Genomic DNA, 20,364 nt, shown 5'->3' with positions numbered 1-20,364 from the left:
CATGGAATTTACAGCAAACGAAGTAAAGCAGCTGGTACAAAAAAACTACCTGCTGGCAGTAGAGGTGGACCCTCTCCAGGGTTACGATGAGTTCAATTACAAGATTACTGATACCTCCGGGCGGAAATTTATCCTCAAAATAACAGGGGAGGAAAAACAATACTCCTTCCTGGACGCACAATTGCGAATACTCGATCATCTAACCGTGACAGAAGTCGCATGGAAATTCCAACAGATATTAAGGAATAAAAATCGGCAGGAACTGACTCCCGTATTTAAAGACGGTAAACAATACTACGTCCGCATCCTCACCTGGCTGGAAGGAGATTGCTGGGCAAGGGTTCCGGTGAAAAACAAAGAACTCTACCTGGATCTGGGCCGCTTCATGGGCAAAACTGATGAAGCCATGAGAGAATTCCAACACGATGCCCTCCATCGGCATTATACCTGGGATATCAGCACGGCAGCGGATTGTAACAAACTGCTCCCACATATTCACGATCATGAGAAGAGAAGACAGGCAGGATATTTCCTCCTGGCTTTCGACACAGAAGTAGTGCCCGTGCTGCAAGAGCTACGCCATGCCTGTATCCACGGCGATGCAAACGACTATAACGTGCTGGTGCAGGATGGAAAAATCAGCGGCCTCATTGATCTCGGCGATATGGTGTACACTGCGCTCGTGAATAATGTGGCCATCGCATGTACCTATGCAATGTTCAGAGCGGAAGATCCATTGCAGGCTGCCGCTTGGGTGATACAAGGCTATCATGAAGCATTCCCGCTCACAGCGCAGGAAGTAGATCTGATCTATTATCTGATCGCAGCGCGTATGTGCATCAGCGTTACACAGTCGGCCTACCAGGCCTCCCTGGGCTCTTCCAATGATCATCATTTTGTTACCGAGAAAGATGCATGGGATCTGCTGAATACACTCATTCGAATCAACCCATTGCGTGCAGCAGATACCTTCCGCAAAGCATGCGGTATGCCTGCTCTGATCAATAAAGCAGATGATTACAGCCAACTCCTGGAAGAAAGGAAGGCTGTCATTGGCCGCAACCTCAGCATCAGCTACCGTAAGCCGCTGAAGATTGTTAAAGGCGCATTGCAATACCTCTACGATGATAAAGGAGATACCTACATCGACTGCGTCAACAACCCTAGCCATGTAGGACACTGCCATCCGGTGGTGGTAAGAGCTATGCAGCGACAAATAGCAACACTTAATACTAATAGTCGCTATCTGAGCGACCACCTGGTGGAATACGCTGAAGAACTGCTGCGCACATTGCCATCCAATCTTGCAGTGGTATACTTTACAAATTCCGGTAGCGAAGCCAATGACCTGGCTATTCGTATGAGTCGCCACTTCACTGGCCGCAAAGACGTAATGGTACTGGATCATGCCTACCATGGTACCTCTACGGTAGCGATGGAAATGAGTCCTTATAAATTCGATGGTAAAGGCGGTTTCGGACAGATGCCTTATATCCATAAAGCGGTATCGCCCGACTTATACCGTGGCGAATTTCGCTACGATGATCCACTGGCAGGTGAAAAATATGCTATAGATGTACAACAAATCCTGGAGAAAAATCCTGGAAAAATTGCTGCATTCATATGTGAAACTTTGCTCGGCGTAGGTGGCCAGATTCCTTTACCAGACCATTACCTGGAGAATGTATATAAGCATATTCGGGCCGCTGGCGGCGTTTGCATTGCAGATGAAGTGCAGGTAGGTTTTGGAAGAGTAGGCGAAAAATTCTGGGGTTTCGAACTGCAGGATGTACAGCCCGATATCGTTGTATTGGGTAAGCCAATTGGCAACGGTCACCCACTGGCCGCAGTGGTGGTAACAAGAGAAATAGCAGATGCCTTCAATAATGGAATGGAATACTTCAATACCTTCGGTGGAAACCCGGTATCCATGGTGACTGGCAGAACGGTACTGCAGGTAATCCAGTCGGAACAAATGCAACAACATGCCCTCGAAACGGGTAACTTCCTCATGGAAGGACTGCGGGACGTAATGAGCAAGCATCCCATCATCAGCGATGTACGCGGATATGGATTATTTGTAGGCGCAGAAATGGTGAAAGACAAAACCACTATGGCTCCGGCAGTGGATGAAATCAATGCAGTAGTAGAGAAAATGAAGGAAAGAGGATTCCTGCTTTCTACAGACGGACCACTGTATAACGTACTGAAAATAAAACCGCCAATGGTATTTAACAAACAGAACGCGGCAGATATGGTACGTCACCTCGACGAAGTATTAACTGAACTTAATTTCTAATAAATCATTGTCATGAATAATCTGGAATTAATCCTGGACGGATTGATGCGCCGCTACAAAGAGCGCGTACCGGATGTGAACCGGGTAATATCAGCCATGATAGCAGAAGGGCTGATCAAAGAAGAACAGGAAATCGAAAACGACCATATTGCTTTTCGCACCATCGGAGTGCCGCATCTGGGGATACAATCACTGGAAAAGATTTTTATCCATCACGGCTATACGAAGAAAGATTATTATTTCTTCGAAGAGAAAAAACTGGACGCATACTGGTATGCGCCACCAGATCCCGCACTGCCACGCATTTTCATCAGTGAGCTGCGTGTGAAAGATTTATCCGCTACAGCACAACAAATCATTCATAGCTACACCGATGAGGTAACGTCCGATCCTGTGGATGCACTAAACCTGGATAATCCTGCACAGGTGGATGAGTTCCTGCATAGCGGTCTGTGGCGACTCCCAACATATGCGGATTTCTCCGCGCTGGCTGCAGAGAGCGAATACGCTTCCTGGACTATCTATAACCGGTATTACCTGAATCATTTCACCATCAGCGTACATAACCTGCAAGAAGGGTATAATCATATTGAGCAATACAACCAGTTCCTGGAGAAACATGGACTTAAACTCAACGATGCTGGCGGTAAATTCAAAAAATCTCCCGATGGTTTGCTGTTGCAGAGTTCTACAGTAGCAGGTATGATCGAAGCCGCATTTGCAGATGGAGAAAAACATCGTATCGCAGGTTCCTATGTAGAGTTTGCAGAACGGAGATTGCTTCCGGAATATCAGCAGTTGCAAAGTATGGAAGTGCGCAGAGAACATCGCCGCGAAGGCTTTGAGGCTGCCAATGCCAATAAGATTTTTGAAAGTACGTATTCATCTCAAACTAATAAGTAGTAATGAAATTCTTAGCAGAATTAGGTATAAAGGCAGAGAACCCGGGCGTCAGCACTGGTAGAAAGTGGATGCAGGGCAGCGCAGGAAGTATCTCTTCCTGGTCGCCGGTAGATGGCCAGCTGATTGGACAGGTAGGCATGGCGGGAGAGGAGGACTATGCGCAAGTAATTGCCACCGCCGCCAAAGCCTTTGAAGAATGGCGCACCATACCCGCTCCTCGCAGAGGAGAAGTAGTACGTCAGATTGGAGAAGCCTTGCGTGCCCAAAAGCAGGCACTGGGCAGCCTGGTGAGTTACGAAATGGGTAAGAGTTTACAGGAAGGCCTGGGGGAAGTACAGGAGATGATTGATATATGCGACTTCGCGGTGGGATTGAGTCGCCAGTTATATGGCCTCAGTATGCACAGCGAACGCCCTTCTCACAGAATGTATGAACAATGGCACCCACTTGGTATTGTTGGCATCATATCCGCCTTTAACTTTCCAGTGGCGGTATGGAGCTGGAACGCTATGCTGGCGATGGTTTGCGGCGACGTGTGTATTTGGAAGCCTAGTGAAAAAACGCCTTTGTCCGCCATTGCTTGTCAACATATAATAGCAGAAGTACTGGAACGTAATAATGTTCCGGAAGGAGTACTCTGCGTTATCAACGGAGGCCGTGAAACAGGTGAGCTGCTGGCTGCAGATCTGCGTGTTCCGTTACTATCAGCCACTGGTTCTACCCGCATGGGCAAAGCCGTAGCAGCTACAGTTGCGGCAAGACTGGGCCGTAGCCTGCTGGAATTAGGCGGTAACAACGCTATTATCGTTTCCCGTGATGCGGATCTGGATATGGCGCTGATCGGAAGTCTCTTCGGAGCTGTAGGTACGGCAGGACAACGTTGTACCACCACGCGCCGATTGATTATTCATGAATCAGTATATGACAGCTTTAAGGAAAAACTGGTAAAAGCATACGGACAACTTCGTATTGGTAATCCGTTGGATGAAACCAATCATGTTGGACCACTGATTGATAAGGACGCTGTGAATGCTTACCTGGCGGCGATTGCAGCCTGCAAAGAGCAAGGCGGTCATTTCGTGGTAGAAGGAGGCGTATTGAGCGGAGCCGGTTATGAAAGCGGATGTTATGTGAAACCATGCATTGCAGAAGCCAAACCAGATGATGCCATTGTGCAGACAGAAACCTTTGCGCCTATACTTTACCTGATGAAATATAGCACGCTGGATGAAGCCATTGCTATTCAAAATAATGTTCCTCAGGGACTGTCGTCCGCAATTATGACCATGAATCTCCGGGAAGCTGAACTGTTCCTCTCCGCTGCTGGTAGCGACTGTGGAATTGCCAATGTAAACATTGGTACATCAGGAGCAGAAATCGGTGGCGCTTTTGGCGGTGAGAAAGAAACTGGCGGTGGCCGCGAAAGCGGTAGCGATGCCTGGAAAAATTATATGCGCAGGCAAACTAATACCATTAACTACGGTACGCAGTTGCCATTGGCGCAGGGAATTAAATTTGATTTATAGGTGTCAACTGATAGATGAAAAAAAGGTCACTTTCCTGGAAAGTGACCTTTTTTATGCGGTTGTATTTACTGCTTCGGTTGATGTTGGCGTTTGACATACGCCGCCAATTTCTCCAGTGATTGCTCCGTACCTTTTTCATTGTCTTTAGGATCAATACCGGAAGGAATTTGCTTAAAGGTCATAGTCACCAATGTAGCTACAGGGCCTTTCTCCTCCAGTTGCACCTCCATGATCATCTGGCCTTCAAATTTACTCTTATCCGAATCGAAGCGAATAGCCTGTACAATTTTTTCATAAGGCTGCAACTCCAGGAATGTAGACTCGAAGCGGTCTTCATTACCAGTTGTCTTCCCGCCAGATTCACTATCCAGGTAAAACAATGACATCGTATATCCTCCACCTACTTTCAGCTCAAAATGATGCACCTTTCCCTCCATGTTGTTTGGGGCGAGCCAGTATGCCAATGCAGTTTTGTCAGTGAAAGCATTGTAAACTGTTTCCCTGGAAGCTGGAATCAATTTGGAATTCGTTGTGGTGGCCATATGATTTGTTTTTTGGGATATTAGCCATTGCACAACTTTCATTCCCAAAAATAGGACAGGCCCGTATTTCACGAGCCTGTTTCCTATGTGTACTACTTTTCCCTTAGTTATTTTCTGCGTACTGCTTAAAGTTATTCAGGATTGCCTGCCAGCCATGTTTTTGCATTTCTACCGGGTTTTGATCCTCCGGATCAAAAGAAACAACAATATCTGTTTGGTGGCCGTTGCCATTGAAATCAACAGATGCCTGTCGGCCATTGGGCATGGTATACGTAAAGCTTTTACCAGGAGTGATGGCGTCATAGGTTGCTTCGAAATCAAATCCGAAACTGCCATCTTTAGCTTCCATTCTGGCTACATATTTTCCGCCAATACGCATGTCATTAGTAGCGGAAGGACATTGCCAGGAAGGATCTGCAAAATTCCAATGTGTAATATGTTCAGGTGTGGTATAATAATTCCACACTTTGTTTGCATCTGCGTTGATGGTGGCATTCACCGTTACTTTGCTACTCATTATTTATTTTTTAAGCGTTAACAATAATTCATCGAGTTTTTCCAGGGTAGACATCATTCCTTCTTCCATTCCCATCTTAATCACTGCTTCCAGGTCGGAAAGGGAGTTGAAAGTAACGACTGTCTCCACTAATGTATTTTCTTCTTTGTCTTTGAAGGTGACAAACCATTGGGCAGGAGGGAGGTCCGTATTGATATTGCCTGCCTCATCACAGAAGGCATCCTTGGCAGTATACCAGTCAATCGGATGTATTTGCTGATATTGGGTCAGCCCCCAGTATTCAGTGCCGTTGGGTTCCACCATGGCATAATGCCATCTGCCGCCTTCCCGGAAATCCATTTCCTTTGTTTTTGTTGTTAGCGGCTTTGGTGCAAACCACTGATCCAACAATTCGCTTTTAGTATAACAATCCCACACCAATGGGCGCTCTGCTAAAAATTCACGTCTCATGGTGAGGGTGTTGTCGGCTTTATTTACCAGGAAATCAAATTGCAATTGTTGTCTCATTTTTGCTGTTTTTTTATGGCGGATAAAAGATCGTCGAGCTGACTGAAACGAGTTTCCCAGATTTTGCGGAATTGTTCCAACCATTTATCAATCTCTTTCATTTTCTCTATTTCTAGTAGATAGTAAATTTCTCTTCCCTGATATTGCTGTGTCACCAGCTCACATTCTGTCAATACTTTCAAATGCTTCGAAACCGCCTGCCTGGTAGTGTCGAAATGAGTTGCCAGGTTGTTGGGCGTCATGGCTTGTATCGCCAGCAGAGCGATGATGGCTCTCCTTGTCGGATCTGCAATTGCCTGAAATATATCCCTTCTCATCTGTGGTATTATTTGTATGAAACCAACTGGTTGCAAATATACGTGCAACTAATTGGTTTCGCAAAATTATTTTTGAAAAGGTAGAGGAGTGATAGTAGATTACCATAGCCAGCAAAAGAATGAATTGTACGGCAGGTCAATATTTGCAGACTTTTAACCCTGTTTTTTTCTGCAACAGAAAACGCAAAAAAAGATTAGTTTTACATAAATGCAACGGAACATGTCTATTAGAGAATCCTATAATAGCTGGGCGTCACAGTACGACTCCAACATTAATAAAACCCGTGATATGGAAGCCGTATCCCTGAGGGAGAACCTGCATCCATTTACTTTCAATAATATTCTTGAAATAGGCGCAGGTACCGGAAAGAATACTTCCTGGCTGGTGGATCAGGCGCCGAAACTCACAGCGGTGGATTTCTCCGAAGAGATGATGGCCATAGCCAAAACTAAATTTCAGGACCATCCAGGTATCCGTTTTGTACAGGCGGATATCACTACTCCCTGGAACTTTACCACCGAAAAATTCGACCTGGTTACCTTTAGTCTTGTATTGGAACATATCGAGAACCTGGATCATATTTTTGCGGAAGCCTCCAAACTCCTGAATAGAGGCGGTATCGTCTATATCGGGGAATTACATCCATTCCGCCAGTATGGAGGCAGTAAAGCGCGTTTTACCACAGAAGAAGGCGAGAAGGTATTGGAAGTTTACATCCACCATTTATCCGAATTTGTGCAAACGGCTGCATGTCATGGATTGCAGGTCTTTGATGCAAAGGAATATTTCGATAATGATGATAAGACGACTGTGCCGCGTATTCTCGTTTTGTTACTGAGCAAATCTTAATCACAAGTACCAGATGCGCTGTTGTGTGGGAAAGATTCCCCACCATGGCACTTGTCGCGGTTTAATAATAGATGAGGCAACAGTTAAAGAGATAACACGTATCTCCCGATACCTGGCCTTCTATTTAATTAGGATTCCTTTTTAAATAATTTTCCGGATATAGGGAGACACGATCTTCCTGCTCCGGAAACGATACAAAATTACAAAGCCTGTCGTGCGTGCGACAGGCTTTGTAACTTATATCTTTCAGGATTTACAGTACATGTTGCTGTTGATCCTTATGTTTGTTTTTTCCGCGATTGGTGCCCCCTTTACGGCCGATAGCAGCCATATGTTCCCTGTTGCGACTAACAGCTTCACCACCTTTCTTACCTGCTGCGCGGGCTTCCTCAGAAGTGAATTTGTGGGCAACTCCTTGTTTATGGGCGGCACGACCACCTTCTCTGGATATGGCTCTCTGCTGCTCTGGGTCCATAGATGCGAAACCCCTTTTACTATGACGAGGTTTTTCTACCGCACCATGCTGCGGATTGGGATTGCCTTGGGGAAATGATTGATAAGTCATGTTTTCCATACTGCAATTTTTATAGTGTAGTGAACAAATAACTAGTAGGTGGCTATCAATATTGGTGCCATCGGCTGAAAGTCAATGCCATACAGCCTTTTTTTGAGGTGTTCCACTGTGGTATTAGTGCAATTCATTACACACTTAATAGAAAAATACACACACTGCCCACCCTGATTCCACATATTTACCCCCCAAACCCCCTGATATTTACTGGCTTGTGTTTTGTAGCATTCACAAGTGTTATCACTTTTTATAACCCATTCAATCTTCTATTATGGCAAAGTATTCGAGCGCTGTACAGCGGAAAGTGAAAAAAGTCATGGATGAAATGAAAGCAGGGAAACTTAAAAGTGGCAGAAGTGGAAAGAAAGTCACCAACCAAAAACAGGCTATCGCAATTGGCTTATCTAAAGCCCGTGCTGAAGGTGATAAAGTCCCCAAAAAATCATCTTCAATGAAATCTTCTTCCTCCCGGAAGACCACCACGAAAAAAGCAGCCGCAAAAAAGACAACGTCACTTAAAAAAGCAGCAACAAAATCAAAAATGACTGCTCATAAACCGATGGCTAAAAAAGCTACCGCTAAGAAAGCAATGGCTAAGAAAGCTATGGCTAAAAAAACAACCGCCAAAAAGGCAACTGCTAAAAAGGCGACCGCTAAAACAGCTGCTGGCAGAAAAATGACTGCCAAAAAAACAATGGCAAAAAAAAGTATCAAATCCGCCGCAAAAAAAGCAGCGCCCCGTAAAAAAGCAGGTGCCCGGAAAATGGCCTCCATTCGCAGGAAAGCAGCACACGCCTGATATATCCTGCTTTATAGATATTTATATACGAAAAAAGACCGGTATCTGGATGACACCGGTCTTTTTATATGGCATATACCTTGCCGCTGATATAATATGGAACAACATCATGTAACAGTTATTATCAATGGCAGGTCATATGGACTAAACATCACGGTAAATAACCAGATGCATGAAACCTTTTACGAGGTAGTGCCAGATGTGAGACCATTTGTATTAGAGGATTTTTCTCCCCAGTATACCCAGTTTACCGCCGATCATACGGACACAATAGCAGAACGAATCAGGATTGTGGAAACGGAACAGATTGCCCGTATTATCTGGACAGAAATCCTCAATAAAATGGGTTAATCCCAATGACCCCAAGCCTTCCCATCATACCACTGCCATTTGGCAGTAATGTACACCATTTGTACATTTACAATCCTATGATGGTAACAGACGAAGTTTATAAGAAGAAAAACCAAAAGGAACGGATGCTGTTCCTCGCCAAACTATTGGTATACCTGGCAATTGTTTATTTTAACCTGGATCACGCGGCTGTATATAATAAATTTACCTGGCTGTTCAGAATAACAAATGCCATGTCCTTTTTTCTGGGCGCCAACCTCGTCATCTCGCTGGCATGGCTGGTTATCCTTTCCTGGTATACCCGCCGCCGCCTCAATAAACCGGTAGAGAAAGATAACTTCATGCTGGGGTTAAATCGCATCAGCTCTGTTCTAAATACCATCTTCTTCTTACTCGCGGTAATGGTCCTTTTTGGGATAGACCTCTTTAAGTTCGTTACCAGTATCACTATCGTGGCCGCCGCCGTAGCCCTGCTATCGAAAGACTATATCACCAACATGATCAATGGCCTCATTATTATGTTCTCTGATCAGCTCTCCCTCGGAGATCATGTCCGTATCGGCGACTATAAAGGCAAAATTCTGGATATCACCCTCATCAATCTGATCCTGCTCAACGATGACGACGAACAAATTCTCGTGCCCAATTCCCTCGTATTTACAGCCGTAGTAACGAACCAGTCCAAACAAAATGTTAAAAAAGTTACCATCGAATTTGAACTGGACCGCAAACTACCTTATACGCCCGACCAGATTGAAGAAAGATTGAAAAAGTCCATCGAAGGCTATAACAACACCTATGTAAAAGATAGCTTCCGCCTCCGTACGATGGACATTAAAAAAGATCATGTTGTCTTCAAAGTGCAACTCACGCTTCCTTTTGTTGATAAAGCCCTGGAACAGCGATTACGCCGTATTCTAAACACAGAAATAATTACCATCGCTGAAAAAGGGGGCTGATAAGTCCCGGGGCATTATTATCCTACCAATACTGCCGCTGCTGCCATCTCCGCGATGAAGCTATCTATCAATGCCCTGGTAACACCTGGCATACAGATGATATGCGACCATCCATTTTCAGATGCCAATTGCCACTTACGACGGATATGCTCCTCCGGCTCCGGAAATACGACCGTTAAGGTGTCTTTATTCCGCCACGCAGGTATGCCAATGGCCTGCAACTGCTCCTCTGCATAAGCGGCTATTTCCAATGCCTGATGCGCCCTGGCAGCCAGTCCTTCCATACCCATACTCTTCACCGCATACCAGAGGAAGAGTGGACTATGACCATTGCGGGAGCCTGTGATGGTGGTATCCAGCGTACCGATGTAGGCCACACTACGGGCGATACGGTCGCGGTACGACTTCTGTGCCACCACCACACCGCATGGAATGGGGGAACCAATGAACTTATGGCCGGATATCGCAATACTGTTGGCGCCATCAGCAAAATCAAATGCCGGACGATCCTCCAGGAAAGCGCTGTAGCTACCAGATAAAGCGCCATCTGCATGGATATAATGCTGACGGATGGCCATACGGTTCAAAATATGCTTGATCCGTTTGACATCATCACGCGCTTCTGTCATGGTAGTACCAATATTAGCAAGCACTATCGCCGGTAAATGACGGTGCATACTGATCATATTTTCTAAATCATCATAATCCATCTCCCCATTTTCCTGGGTACGGATCACTATAGATGGCATATTGAGCAGATGTAGATTCTTCTGTACGCTGTAATGCGTTGCGCCACTATAATAAACCATCCCCTTTGGATATAATTCCCTGGCCAGATATAAGGCATATAAATTCCCCTCAGAACCGCCATTGGTAACATATCCCCACCAGTCACTGGCAGGAGCCCTGAAAAGACGCGCAAAAAATTCTACTACTTCTTTTTCCAGTTCCCGGGTGCCCACACTATACGTAGAAGGAATAAACGGATCGCCCAAGTTATTCAACGGATATTGGAGAAATGGCATGAGCGCGGAGTAATCAAATTCCTTCGCAACAGGATATCCCAGAAAGTTGGCTGTGCCAGCTCCAACGGAGGCCAGCAACGCCTCCAGCTTCGATTTGTCGGCCGGTGGCAAAATGGAACTAGTATTCATGGTAATTACAGGTGTATGATGCTGCGAAGCTATTGATATATAATGCAATAAAACTACCTATATGTGTATTTCAGAAAATATATACTAATTTTGAGGAAAATATAGGGAGACACGACTACGGCCTGCGGCAATTTGCCTTCCCGGCAGAAAAATCAAACTACCATGGATACGCTGGATAAAACAGACAGACACATTTTGCAAGTCCTCCAACAGGATGCAAAACTGAATACAAAAGAAATAGCATATCGTATAGGCCTCTCCGTTACACCCACTTATGAGCGACTGAAAAAGATCGAGAAACTGGGGATTATCAAAAGTTATGTTACACTGCTGGATGGAGAGAAACTAGGCAAATCGCTGGCAGCCTATTGTAACGTAAGCCTGCAGTTACACTCGCTGCCCTTACTGCGGAAATTCGAAGCGGCGGTACGCTCGCTGGAAGAAGTAATGGAATGCTATCACCTGGCCGGAAACTATGATTACCTCCTGAAAGTAGTGGTGGATGATATGAAAAGTTATCAGCATTTCATTACCAATAAACTGGCAACCATTGAGAATATTGCACAAGTGAACAGTTCTTTTGTAATGACAGAAATTAAGCACACTACGGCTTTTCAACTGGTTTAGCGCTACTGGTTCAATACGCTCATGCCACTGCTCCCACGATCCTGCACAATAATCGTGTAGCCGCGATTGTTACTATCCGAATCTTCAGACAATGGAACGGTAAAAGAAAAGCTACTACCACTGCCTGGGGTACTATGAAACCAGATACGCCCCTGGTTGCGCTCCACAAAGTCCTTCGACAAATGTAATCCCAGTCCGCAGCCCTTTTCATTGCGGGTACCGGTAGTGGAGTAATAAATATTGGAGAAAATACGATGTTGATTTTCCAGCGGTATCCCCGTACCATTGTCTTTCACTATCACTTCTGCAAAAGTACGGTCAATACGGGCACTCACTGTAATACGACCGCCACCGGGCGTAAATTTAATAGCATTATTAATTAGATTGCGCAGTACCATTCTGATCATTTCAGGATCTGCGTACACCATTACTGCGCCTGGGATTTCATGTTGCAGGGTAACCTCTTTTTGTTTGGCTAACGTCTGTAATAATTCAAATTCCTGATTGAGCAATAAAGTCAGATCAAAATCATCTGCCTTTACCCCGATACCCTTCATCTGATTGCTGGCCCACTGCAGCATATTGTCCATCATATAGGCGGTGTTCTTTACATCTCTCCATAACTCGTCTGCATAAAAACGAAACTGGGCGGCATCGATTTTTTCATCCCTTAATAAAAAGAGCAAACCCTCCAGTATGGCGAGGGGAGACCGCAGATCATGCGATATCACAGAAAAGATTTTATCCTTTACCTGGTTGAGACTTTCCAGTGTAGTATTCTGTTCCAGGATGATATGATTCTGCAGAGATACTTCCTGATTTTTACTGTTCAGCGCACGGGTCAGTTCCTGTTGTCGTTTATACATACGGTAAAGGATAAACGTAATGATCAGCAGAATGACGAACAGCAGGGCCGCTGAAAGTACCAATACCCGCTGTTGCTGGATGGTGGCCAGATGTATCTGTTGTTCCTTTTTCAGGAGTATATTTTCTCTTTGCTTTTTTTCCGCTTCATATTTTTCCTGGGATCTGGATATTTGCCGGCTCTTTTCCAGGTTGAAATAGGCCATATTACGCTCCGTGAAGGCCTTGTAATTATTGAAGGCAGCAAGGTAATCTTTACGGGCGCTATCCAGTTCATAACGGATCTTATAATAGATCATTTCATTCTTCACATTCTTCAAAACCCGGTTGATTTCATAAGCCTTACGGAGATTTTTCTCCGCCGCCGGGAAGTTCCCCATAAAGGTCTGGACTTCTGCCAGGTTCAGGTTGGATTTGACAATGCCCAGCTGGTTGTCGGCCGACAGATAACAAGATGCAGACAGCTGATGATAGTGCAAGGCATCCTGCAGGCGATGTTCCAACATGGCCACCAATCCCAGGTTCTCGTAGGTATATGCCAATCCCCGCTGATCATTAAGCGCCAGTTTCAATTGTTCCGCCTGATGTAAATAAATAAGGGAAGAGTCCAGAATATGCAATGCCAGGTAAGCAGAGCCAATATTGTTGAGGGTTTTACTAATTTCCGGGGCTTCTTGTAATTTTCTTTTGATGACCAATGACTTATGTAGAAAGGGCAGTGCATCACGCGGACTATTCTGTTCCGTAAAGATATTGCCCATATCATTATAGAGGATGCTTAGCGTATGTTGTTCGTTCAGTGCCTCCGCGAGTTTGAGGGAACTGAGCGTTAATTGCATTTGTTTGTCCAGGTGACCACGGGTATTTTCCACAAGGGCGAGGTTACGCTGAGCCCAGATCCGGCCATTGGTATATCCCAGTTGTTCACTGATATTCAGGGCTTCCTTGGCATATTTTTCTGCGATGCTTGCGTCGCGGGTGAAATAACTGCGGGAAGCGCTGTTGAGGATATCTACCCGGGCATTATCTTTTTGAGGGTGCTGGACTAAGGCAACTGCAAAGCTGTCGGAAACAGGTGTTTGTGCGCGGCTTCCGGGACTGAGCAGCAGCAGGTAAAGGGGGAGAAGTAGGCATTTTCTCAAAGGATTGGCCGGGAGCATATCGTCTGATTATTGTTGGCATTGGTGGAACGATTCAGGGGTCGTCCACGAAATTTGAGATAAAAATAATCATAATGCGTGATGATTCAAAAACTGAATTGCAAATCATTGTACTTTCCGCGGATTTTTGTGAACGGAACAACTGATATTCAATTAGCTTTGTATCTTTCCAAAAAATTTAACCTGCCACATGCCTGTTAAAAAAAGCGCCGCTCTGGGCTTCATCTTTGTTACTCTACTTATTGACGTTATTGGATTTGGAATTATTATACCGGTTATGCCTAAGCTGATCGAATCCCTCACAGGGGAAGGTTTAAGCGGCGCTTCCTGGTATGCTGGATGGCTGACATTCGCCTATGCTATAACGCAGTTTTTTATGGCCCCTGTGATCGGGGGACTAAGTGATGCCTATGGCCGCAGGCCAGTATTGCTGTCCTGCCTGATGGCATTTGGCCTGGATTATCTGTTCCTGGCCTGGGCGCCCAATATCGCCCTGCTGTTCGTAGGCCGTATTATCGCTGGTATCACTGGCGCCAGTATGAGTACAGGCGCTGCGTATATCGCGGATATCAGCGCTCCGGAGAAAAGAGCGCAGAACTTCGGTATGATCGGTGTTGCCTTTGGTCTGGGCTTTATTATTGGCCCGGGATTAGGCGGTATCCTCAGCCACTGGGGACCACGCGCGCCATTTGTGGCCGCCGCCGCGATCACCTTCCTGAACTTCCTGTATGGCTTGTTCGTATTGCCGGAATCGCTGGCCCCAGAAAACAGAAGAGCTTTCGATCTCAAACGCGCCAATCCATTTGCCGCACCTGCGCAGCTACGCAAGTATCCGGTAATTTCCGGACTGCTCGTCTCCCTGATACTCATCTATATCGCCAACTTTGCAGTGCAGTCTACCTGGTCTTTCTATACCATGGAGAAATTCAAATGGTCAGAAGAATGGGTGGGTTATTCCCTTATGTTCGTAGGACTCATGGTGGCAGTTGTGCAAGGTGGAATTATTCGTATAGCCATTAAGGTATTCGGACAAAAGAAATCCGTTATTATCGGATTAGGATTATATACGGTGGGACTGGCTTTGTTTGCATTCGCATTCAAAGGCTGGATGATGTTCGTAGCACTGGTGCCGTATTGTTTGGGTGGTATCTGTGGTCCATCTCTACAAGGGATTATGAGTAGCCAGGTGCCGCCAACAGAACAAGGAGAACTGCAAGGCGCAATGACTTCATTAGTGAGTCTTACTATGATTATCGGTCCGCTGATGATGACCAGTATCTTTACCGTTTTCACGAAAGCCAGTGCACCAGTATATTTTCCTGGAGCGCCTTTCCTGACAGGATGCGTACTAATGATACCAAGTATTGTTCTGGCTATCATCTCATTTAAAAAGAAACATGCGCCTGCAACTGTCTGAAAATTAATCGAAAACTAACCGGCTACTGCGCGGTATAATGATATTCCCTTTACATTTGCAGACTATGTACAGGAAACTATTTGTTGCGGCCCTATTGTCTTTATCGGCCATAGAAGTGAATGCTCAACAGGATTCGTTGGCTTACCGGGAAAAACCTCTTTTTGGAACACTGGATACGGTACCCCGTAAACGAAGTTTCTTTCCATTACCAGTATTAGGATATTCCCAGGAGAAAGGCCTGGAAATAGGGGCGGCAATGTTGTATTCCTTCTACACAGACAACAAAAACCCATCTCCATTTACAAGGAATTCTTCTATCAATCTGATTCCGGCGGTTACAACGGAACATCAGTTCAAGGTAGATCTGAAAGCAAATATCTGGACAAAGGATAATCTCTGGCATTTCAGAGGGAACCTTCGTTATCAGAATTTTCCATTGTATTTTTTTGGTATGGGAGACACGACGCTTCAGGCCAACAAATCGTTACTCAATAACATCCGTTACAGGTTTGCATTTGATGGAGAACGCAGATTTGGAAAGTTTTTTTATGCTGGCGCCACCTTATCTTACCAGCATGATACCTATAGCAGTTCTGATATGAAAGGGATCTATCAGACAATGCCGCTGGTCGACAAATCCGGTGGATACGTTACCTTCATTGGTCTCACAGGTATTTTTGATAACCGAGATAATCAGAACTATACCCGCAGAGGTACCTGGTTAAGACTGAATGTGGCCTATGCGCCTTCTTTTCTCAGCAGTCAGGAACTCTGGAAGATAGATGCACAAGGCGTGCATTTTGTTACCATCTCCAGGAAAAGTACCCTTGGTTTCAATGGCCAGTTTAATTCCTTACAGGGAAGCGCATTGCCATTTTACCTGGTGCCAGAAATGGGAAATGATAATATGATGAGAGGCTACTACCAGGGAAGATACCGGGATCAGAACCTCCTCGCCGGTCAGGCAGAATATCGTTACCTGATCGATCCGAAAATTCGTATACGCGTCTGGTTTTTAGATGTACAACCTAAATTTGCATTGGCTGCTTTTGCCGGAGCAGGCAGCGTTTTCAATAACAGGGATTTTCACCTCAACGGGTTTAAACCCAGCTACGGCGCAGGTATCAGGTATTTCTACGACGAAAATTCCCGGCTCACTGTTCGTATAGACTATGCCGTAGGAGAGAAGCGTCCGGGCGAATCCCGTCAGAAAGGTCTTTACTTGTCACTCGCAGAAGCATTTTAATTTTAATCAAGGATAGGTCGCTTGTTATGTGGTAACAATTCTTTAACTTTCAATTAGCTGTGAAAAATTACAGCCTGTTATATCACCAAAACCACTGTTTATGAAACGACCTATCCTGGCAACCGCAATGGCCCTTGCGTTTGCCGTCACAACCTCCGTATCTGCACAGGAAAAATCCACGCGGCCCCCACACTCAAAATTCTATCTGAAAGCTAGCGGGGGGTATTTTTTTAGTATCACACCCGGACAATTTCCAAACGTTGGCCCATATCCTCCACAGGATTTGCATACCCAGTATAATCCTGCTAATGCTAACCCACTGGATACCCTCAGTCGCAAAGTACTGACAGGTTCCTATGGTCAGGGCGTACGCGGCGGCCTTAGCGTGGGCTACAACATCAATAAATATATTGCCGTTGAAGCCTCGTTCAACTACTACCACAGTAGTAAAAACCTCATGACGCGCACCCTCACCACTGTAGTGGGTACCAACCAGGTATTGGCACAGATTAACTCCCACGGCTATGTGAATGCAGTCGACTTTGCGCCAAGTGTCGTATTCAGTCCAGGATTTGAGAGAGTAAATCCGTATGTACGCTTTGGGGTGGTAGTTCCTCTCTGGGGCCGACTGTACATCGAAACAGATGCACTAAATACCTCTAATCCGCCAGCCGGCGCACCATTACCTCCAGGTACAGTAATCCGTACAGAAATCCATCGCAAGGAAGAAATAAAACCGAATATCACCATCGGTATGCAAGGCGCCCTCGGCGTAAACTTCAATATCTCTCCCCGTTTCGATGTTTTCGTGGAAGCAGAATACCGCAACGTACCTGTTAAAAGCAAAAGCAAAGAAGTTACGAAATACTCCGAAACTAATACTGCTGTCAACGGCTCTACAGGCGCAGTTATCGCCGTGGTTAGTACCCGCAATCTCAGCCAGCTGAGCGAAGCAGAAAGATATACAGACTACGTAACCACCCTGGATAAAAATTCCAATACGCCCGTTTCTCAACAAGGTACCGTTACGATCTATAAAAATAATAACGCTCCTGCCAACGATCTGAAATCTTACATCAACATCGGTGGTATGGGCTTCAACGCAGGACTGAAATTCAGACTGTAAAAAACACTAGCTGATAATCAGGGCATTGTAAATAATTGTAATATTTGTTTAGTTTGGGTAAACATTTGTTTATATTAGTAGGATATCCTTTTGTTTTAAATCCTATTGACAATGAAAAAATGTTATGCCCTTTTGCTGGCCTTATCATGCATACAGCCAGCGATTTCCCAAACTAAGAAAGTATTACTGATAGGCATCGACGGCTGCCGGCATGATGCGGTGCTGGCAGCTAACGCGCCTACCCTCGATTCCCTACTGAGCAACAGTATTTCCAGCGTGGATGCACTAACAGAAACCCCCACCTGGAGCGGCGTAGGCTGGAGCGCCATGCTAACAGGCGTCTGGCGCAATAAAACAGGCGTTATCGACAACACCTTCTCCGGCTCAGATTACTCCGTTTACAAATCATTCCTCGAACGCGCAGAACTAACAACAGCCGCCCGCAGAACCGTTTCCATCGTCCACTGGACGCCCCTCAACACCTATATCATCAAAAACATCGATGCAACAATCAACCTCACGACCGACCTGGACGTGAAAAATGCTGCAGTAACGGAACTCACCTCCAATAATCCTGATGTCCTGTATGTTGATTTCGACGATGTAGACCATGCGGGACACTCGTATGGGTTCAGTCCCACCGTATCCCAATACACCAACGCCATCGCTACTACGGACACGTACATACGAAATATTCTGACTGCCTTAAAAAGCAGACCAAATTATGCGAATGAAGACTGGCTGGTGGCTGTATCTACAGACCATGGTGGAAATATGGCCGGCCACGGAGGAAGCTCCTTCGAAGAACGGAATATCTTCACCATCTTCTCAAATCCTCATTTCACCCCCACCACCATTTCAAAGAGTATAGTACAGTTTAATATGGGAGGCAACTATCTCTCTTTTACCAATGGCGCCTACGTAAAATCGCCCGCCGCGATTTACAACTTCGGTACTGCCACTGATTTTACTATCGAGTGCAGAGTGAAGCTGAAAGCAGGTTTCAGCGGAGACCCCGTTATCATTAGCAATAAGAACTGGGCCAATGGAAAGAATAAAGGTTTTGTTCTATCTGCCATCAATGGAAACTCCTGGAAGTTTAACCTGGGCGACGGTACAAACAGAGTAGACATGAATGGTAATATCATTGCAGATGGGAAATGGCATCACCTGGCTATCGTCTGTAAACGCAACGGGGATGTACGCATGTACGAAGATGGCACCCTGGTAGGAACACAGCCACTGGCAAGTATAGGCGATGTTAACAGTAATTTGCCCCTGGCTATTGGCCAGGATGGAACCTTGACCTATGGCTACCACCTGGATGGAAATGTAGCGGAAGTACGCATCTGGAACAAAGCTACCGAGGAGTCACAACTGATCGCCTGGATGTCGCAGCCAGTAACTACAACACATCCCGGCTGGAGTAACCTCCTCAGTTACTGGAAAGGTAATGATGGCAGCGGATCTTCCTGGGCCGAACTGAAGGGAGGCAATAATGGTATCATAACGGGCACGCCTTTGTGGCAAGGACCCGCGTCTGCGCCAGCGGCACTAAATTTTGCTGCGGCCTACGCTAAACCTGTCACCAGCTCTACTTATCAATTTGACACCGGAAATTTCACCATGGAATGTAAAGTGAAAATTGCTTCCTGGTCCGGGGACCCGGCCATACTGGCGGATAAGAACTGGGCCAATGGTAAAAACAAAGGTTATATCCTCGCTGCCACCAGTAGCGGCGGATGGAAGGTAAACATCGGGGATGGTACCAACAGAGCGGATGTAAATGGAGGTACGATCGCAGATAATGCCTGGCATCATATAGCCTTTACCGTTACCAGAGGCGGTAATCTGATCACCTATCAGGACGGCGTTCAGGTAAGCTCCGCTTCCCTCTCAGGCGTAACCGGCAGCATTGCTTCCGGATTACCTTTTGCCATTGGCCAGGACGGTACGCTGACCTACAGCTATAAGTTTCCTGGTAATATCAGCGATGTCCGTATTTGGAATAAGGCCCTCAGTGCAGCTACTGTCAATACCTGGAAAGATTCGGCAATCACTGCAAGTCACCCGGATTATAGTATGCTTTCCGGCTACTGGCCCGCACATGAAGGAAACGGCACTACGCTATATGCTACTGGTCCTGTTGTAAATAATGCCACAGTTTATGGAACCGCTGCCTGGCAAACTGCGCCTCCGGACACAAGTTTTACCTATGGCGTTTTCAATAACACACCCAGACAAGTAGATATGGCGGTGACCTGCCTGGATTTCCTGGGGATTCCTATTGATACTGCCTGGCACCTGGACGGTAAAAGCTGGATACCCGCTACCACCGCATTCATGCAGGCAAAATCGGCCGGAGTAACCGAAGCGTCTTTGATCATCACGCCCAACCCTGTGCACACGCATCTACAGATGCAGCTGTCATCTCCCAATGATCATCCTGCAATTGTATCTATCTATAATCTCCATCATCAGGTGGTTAAATCCTATAAAATTCAGCCGAGAAAAGGAGTGCAGCAGTTGCAGCTGGATCTGCCACAACTGCCGACCGGCATGTATTTGCTGGAAGTACAAGGTACTGGCTACCGCCAAACTGCTAAAGTAATGGTGGTACAATAATAAT

19 protein-coding genes are annotated in these 20,364 nt (G+C 45.8%); 12 read left to right on the top strand and 7 right to left on the bottom strand.

All coding sequences use genetic code 11. The features are described 5' to 3' along the window. Position 1: 1 nt before the first annotated feature. The 3 genes from CLV59_RS19785 to amaB are packed head-to-tail and all read left to right on the top strand — an operon-like array spanning position 2 to position 4,728. The gene (locus CLV59_RS19785) at positions 2–2,299 is read left to right on the top strand and encodes an aminotransferase class III-fold pyridoxal phosphate-dependent enzyme (protein WP_111593799.1); all 2,298 of its coding nucleotides are present in this window, start codon (positions 2–4) and stop codon (positions 2,297–2,299) included. A 12-nt stretch (positions 2,300–2,311) separates the two neighbouring features. Next, positions 2,312–3,202 carry a DUF1338 domain-containing protein gene (locus CLV59_RS19780; RefSeq protein ID WP_111593798.1) on the top strand — a complete coding sequence of 297 codons (891 nt, stop codon included), beginning with the start codon at positions 2,312–2,314 and terminating at the stop codon, positions 3,200–3,202. Positions 3,203–3,204: 2 nt separating this feature from the next. Further along, positions 3,205–4,728 carry an L-piperidine-6-carboxylate dehydrogenase gene (gene amaB / locus CLV59_RS19775; protein ID WP_111593797.1) on the top strand — a complete coding sequence of 508 codons (1,524 nt, stop codon included), beginning with the start codon at positions 3,205–3,207 and terminating at the stop codon, positions 4,726–4,728. Between the two features lie 65 nt (positions 4,729–4,793). On the opposite strand, the gene CLV59_RS19770 is transcribed toward amaB, so the two are convergent. The 4 genes from CLV59_RS19770 to CLV59_RS19755 all read right to left on the bottom strand — a co-directional run bounded on the left by CLV59_RS19770 (position 4,794) and on the right by CLV59_RS19755 (position 6,611). Beyond that, the gene (locus tag CLV59_RS19770; protein WP_111593796.1) at positions 4,794–5,270 is read right to left on the bottom strand and encodes an SRPBCC family protein; all 477 of its coding nucleotides are present in this window, start codon (positions 5,268–5,270) and stop codon (positions 4,794–4,796) included. A 103-nt stretch (positions 5,271–5,373) separates the two neighbouring features. Next, complete coding sequence (locus tag CLV59_RS19765) at positions 5,374–5,787, bottom strand: SRPBCC family protein (RefSeq protein WP_245950905.1); 414 nt, start codon at positions 5,785–5,787, stop codon at positions 5,374–5,376. Positions 5,788–5,790: 3 nt separating this feature from the next. Next, positions 5,791–6,294: an SRPBCC family protein gene (locus tag CLV59_RS19760; protein WP_111593794.1), complete on the bottom strand. Its 504-nt coding sequence runs from the start codon at positions 6,292–6,294 to the stop codon at positions 5,791–5,793. Continuing rightward, on the bottom strand, positions 6,291–6,611 hold the full coding sequence (locus tag CLV59_RS19755; protein WP_111593843.1) for an ArsR/SmtB family transcription factor: 321 nt from the start codon (positions 6,609–6,611) through the stop codon (positions 6,291–6,293). Before CLV59_RS19755 ends, CLV59_RS19760 begins: the two co-directional genes overlap by 4 nt. A gap of 220 nt (positions 6,612–6,831) precedes the next feature. Here CLV59_RS19755 and CLV59_RS19750 point away from each other — a divergent pair, with 220 nt between their 5' ends. Then, positions 6,832–7,461 carry a class I SAM-dependent DNA methyltransferase gene (locus CLV59_RS19750; RefSeq protein ID WP_111593793.1) on the top strand — a complete coding sequence of 210 codons (630 nt, stop codon included), beginning with the start codon at positions 6,832–6,834 and terminating at the stop codon, positions 7,459–7,461. 253 nt (positions 7,462–7,714) lie between these two features. Here the strand turns inward: CLV59_RS19750 and CLV59_RS19745 are convergent, their stop codons facing one another. Beyond that, positions 7,715–8,035: a KGG domain-containing protein gene (locus CLV59_RS19745; RefSeq protein WP_211323983.1), complete on the bottom strand. Its 321-nt coding sequence runs from the start codon at positions 8,033–8,035 to the stop codon at positions 7,715–7,717. A 268-nt stretch (positions 8,036–8,303) separates the two neighbouring features. Here CLV59_RS19745 and CLV59_RS29235 point away from each other — a divergent pair, with 268 nt between their 5' ends. The 3 genes from CLV59_RS29235 (at position 8,304) to CLV59_RS19730 (ending at position 10,141) form a co-directional block, all read left to right on the top strand. Then, on the top strand, positions 8,304–8,831 hold the full coding sequence (locus CLV59_RS29235; protein WP_262511905.1) for a DUF6496 domain-containing protein: 528 nt from the start codon (positions 8,304–8,306) through the stop codon (positions 8,829–8,831). A 96-nt stretch (positions 8,832–8,927) separates the two neighbouring features. Continuing rightward, positions 8,928–9,182, top strand: a complete 255-nt coding sequence (locus CLV59_RS19735) for a hypothetical protein (RefSeq protein WP_111593792.1) — start codon at positions 8,928–8,930, stop codon at positions 9,180–9,182. A gap of 5 nt (positions 9,183–9,187) precedes the next feature. Continuing rightward, positions 9,188–10,141, top strand: coding sequence for a mechanosensitive ion channel family protein (locus tag CLV59_RS19730; protein WP_111593791.1), 954 nt, complete (start codon positions 9,188–9,190; stop codon positions 10,139–10,141). Between the two features lie 17 nt (positions 10,142–10,158). On the opposite strand, the gene CLV59_RS19725 is transcribed toward CLV59_RS19730, so the two are convergent. Then, on the bottom strand, positions 10,159–11,295 hold the full coding sequence (locus CLV59_RS19725) for a histidine decarboxylase (RefSeq protein ID WP_111593790.1): 1,137 nt from the start codon (positions 11,293–11,295) through the stop codon (positions 10,159–10,161). A 162-nt stretch (positions 11,296–11,457) separates the two neighbouring features. On the opposite strand from CLV59_RS19725, the gene CLV59_RS19720 reads away from it, so the two are divergent. Beyond that, positions 11,458–11,922, top strand: a complete 465-nt coding sequence (locus tag CLV59_RS19720) for an Lrp/AsnC family transcriptional regulator (RefSeq protein ID WP_111593841.1) — start codon at positions 11,458–11,460, stop codon at positions 11,920–11,922. 2 nt (positions 11,923–11,924) lie between these two features. On the opposite strand, the gene CLV59_RS19715 is transcribed toward CLV59_RS19720, so the two are convergent. After that, a complete protein-coding gene (locus tag CLV59_RS19715) occupies positions 11,925–13,946 on the bottom strand; it encodes an ATP-binding protein (protein WP_111593789.1) in 2,022 nt (673 codons plus the stop codon). A gap of 190 nt (positions 13,947–14,136) precedes the next feature. On the opposite strand from CLV59_RS19715, the gene CLV59_RS19710 reads away from it, so the two are divergent. From CLV59_RS19710 to CLV59_RS19695, 4 genes are all read left to right on the top strand, one after another. Then, complete coding sequence (locus CLV59_RS19710) at positions 14,137–15,363, top strand: TCR/Tet family MFS transporter (protein WP_111593788.1); 1,227 nt, start codon at positions 14,137–14,139, stop codon at positions 15,361–15,363. Positions 15,364–15,427: 64 nt separating this feature from the next. Beyond that, the gene (locus CLV59_RS19705) at positions 15,428–16,609 is read left to right on the top strand and encodes a BamA/TamA family outer membrane protein (RefSeq protein ID WP_146616250.1); all 1,182 of its coding nucleotides are present in this window, start codon (positions 15,428–15,430) and stop codon (positions 16,607–16,609) included. 100 nt (positions 16,610–16,709) lie between these two features. After that, positions 16,710–17,735, top strand: a complete 1,026-nt coding sequence (locus tag CLV59_RS19700) for an outer membrane beta-barrel protein (protein WP_111593786.1) — start codon at positions 16,710–16,712, stop codon at positions 17,733–17,735. Positions 17,736–17,846: 111 nt separating this feature from the next. Next, positions 17,847–20,360, top strand: a complete 2,514-nt coding sequence (locus CLV59_RS19695) for a LamG-like jellyroll fold domain-containing protein (RefSeq protein WP_111593785.1) — start codon at positions 17,847–17,849, stop codon at positions 20,358–20,360. Positions 20,361–20,364: the final 4 nt, after the last annotated feature.

This window comes from Chitinophaga dinghuensis (assembly GCF_003259435.1).
Lineage (GTDB): Bacteria > Bacteroidota > Bacteroidia > Chitinophagales > Chitinophagaceae > Chitinophaga > Chitinophaga dinghuensis.
This window is presented reverse-complemented; position numbering and strand designations above follow the sequence as displayed.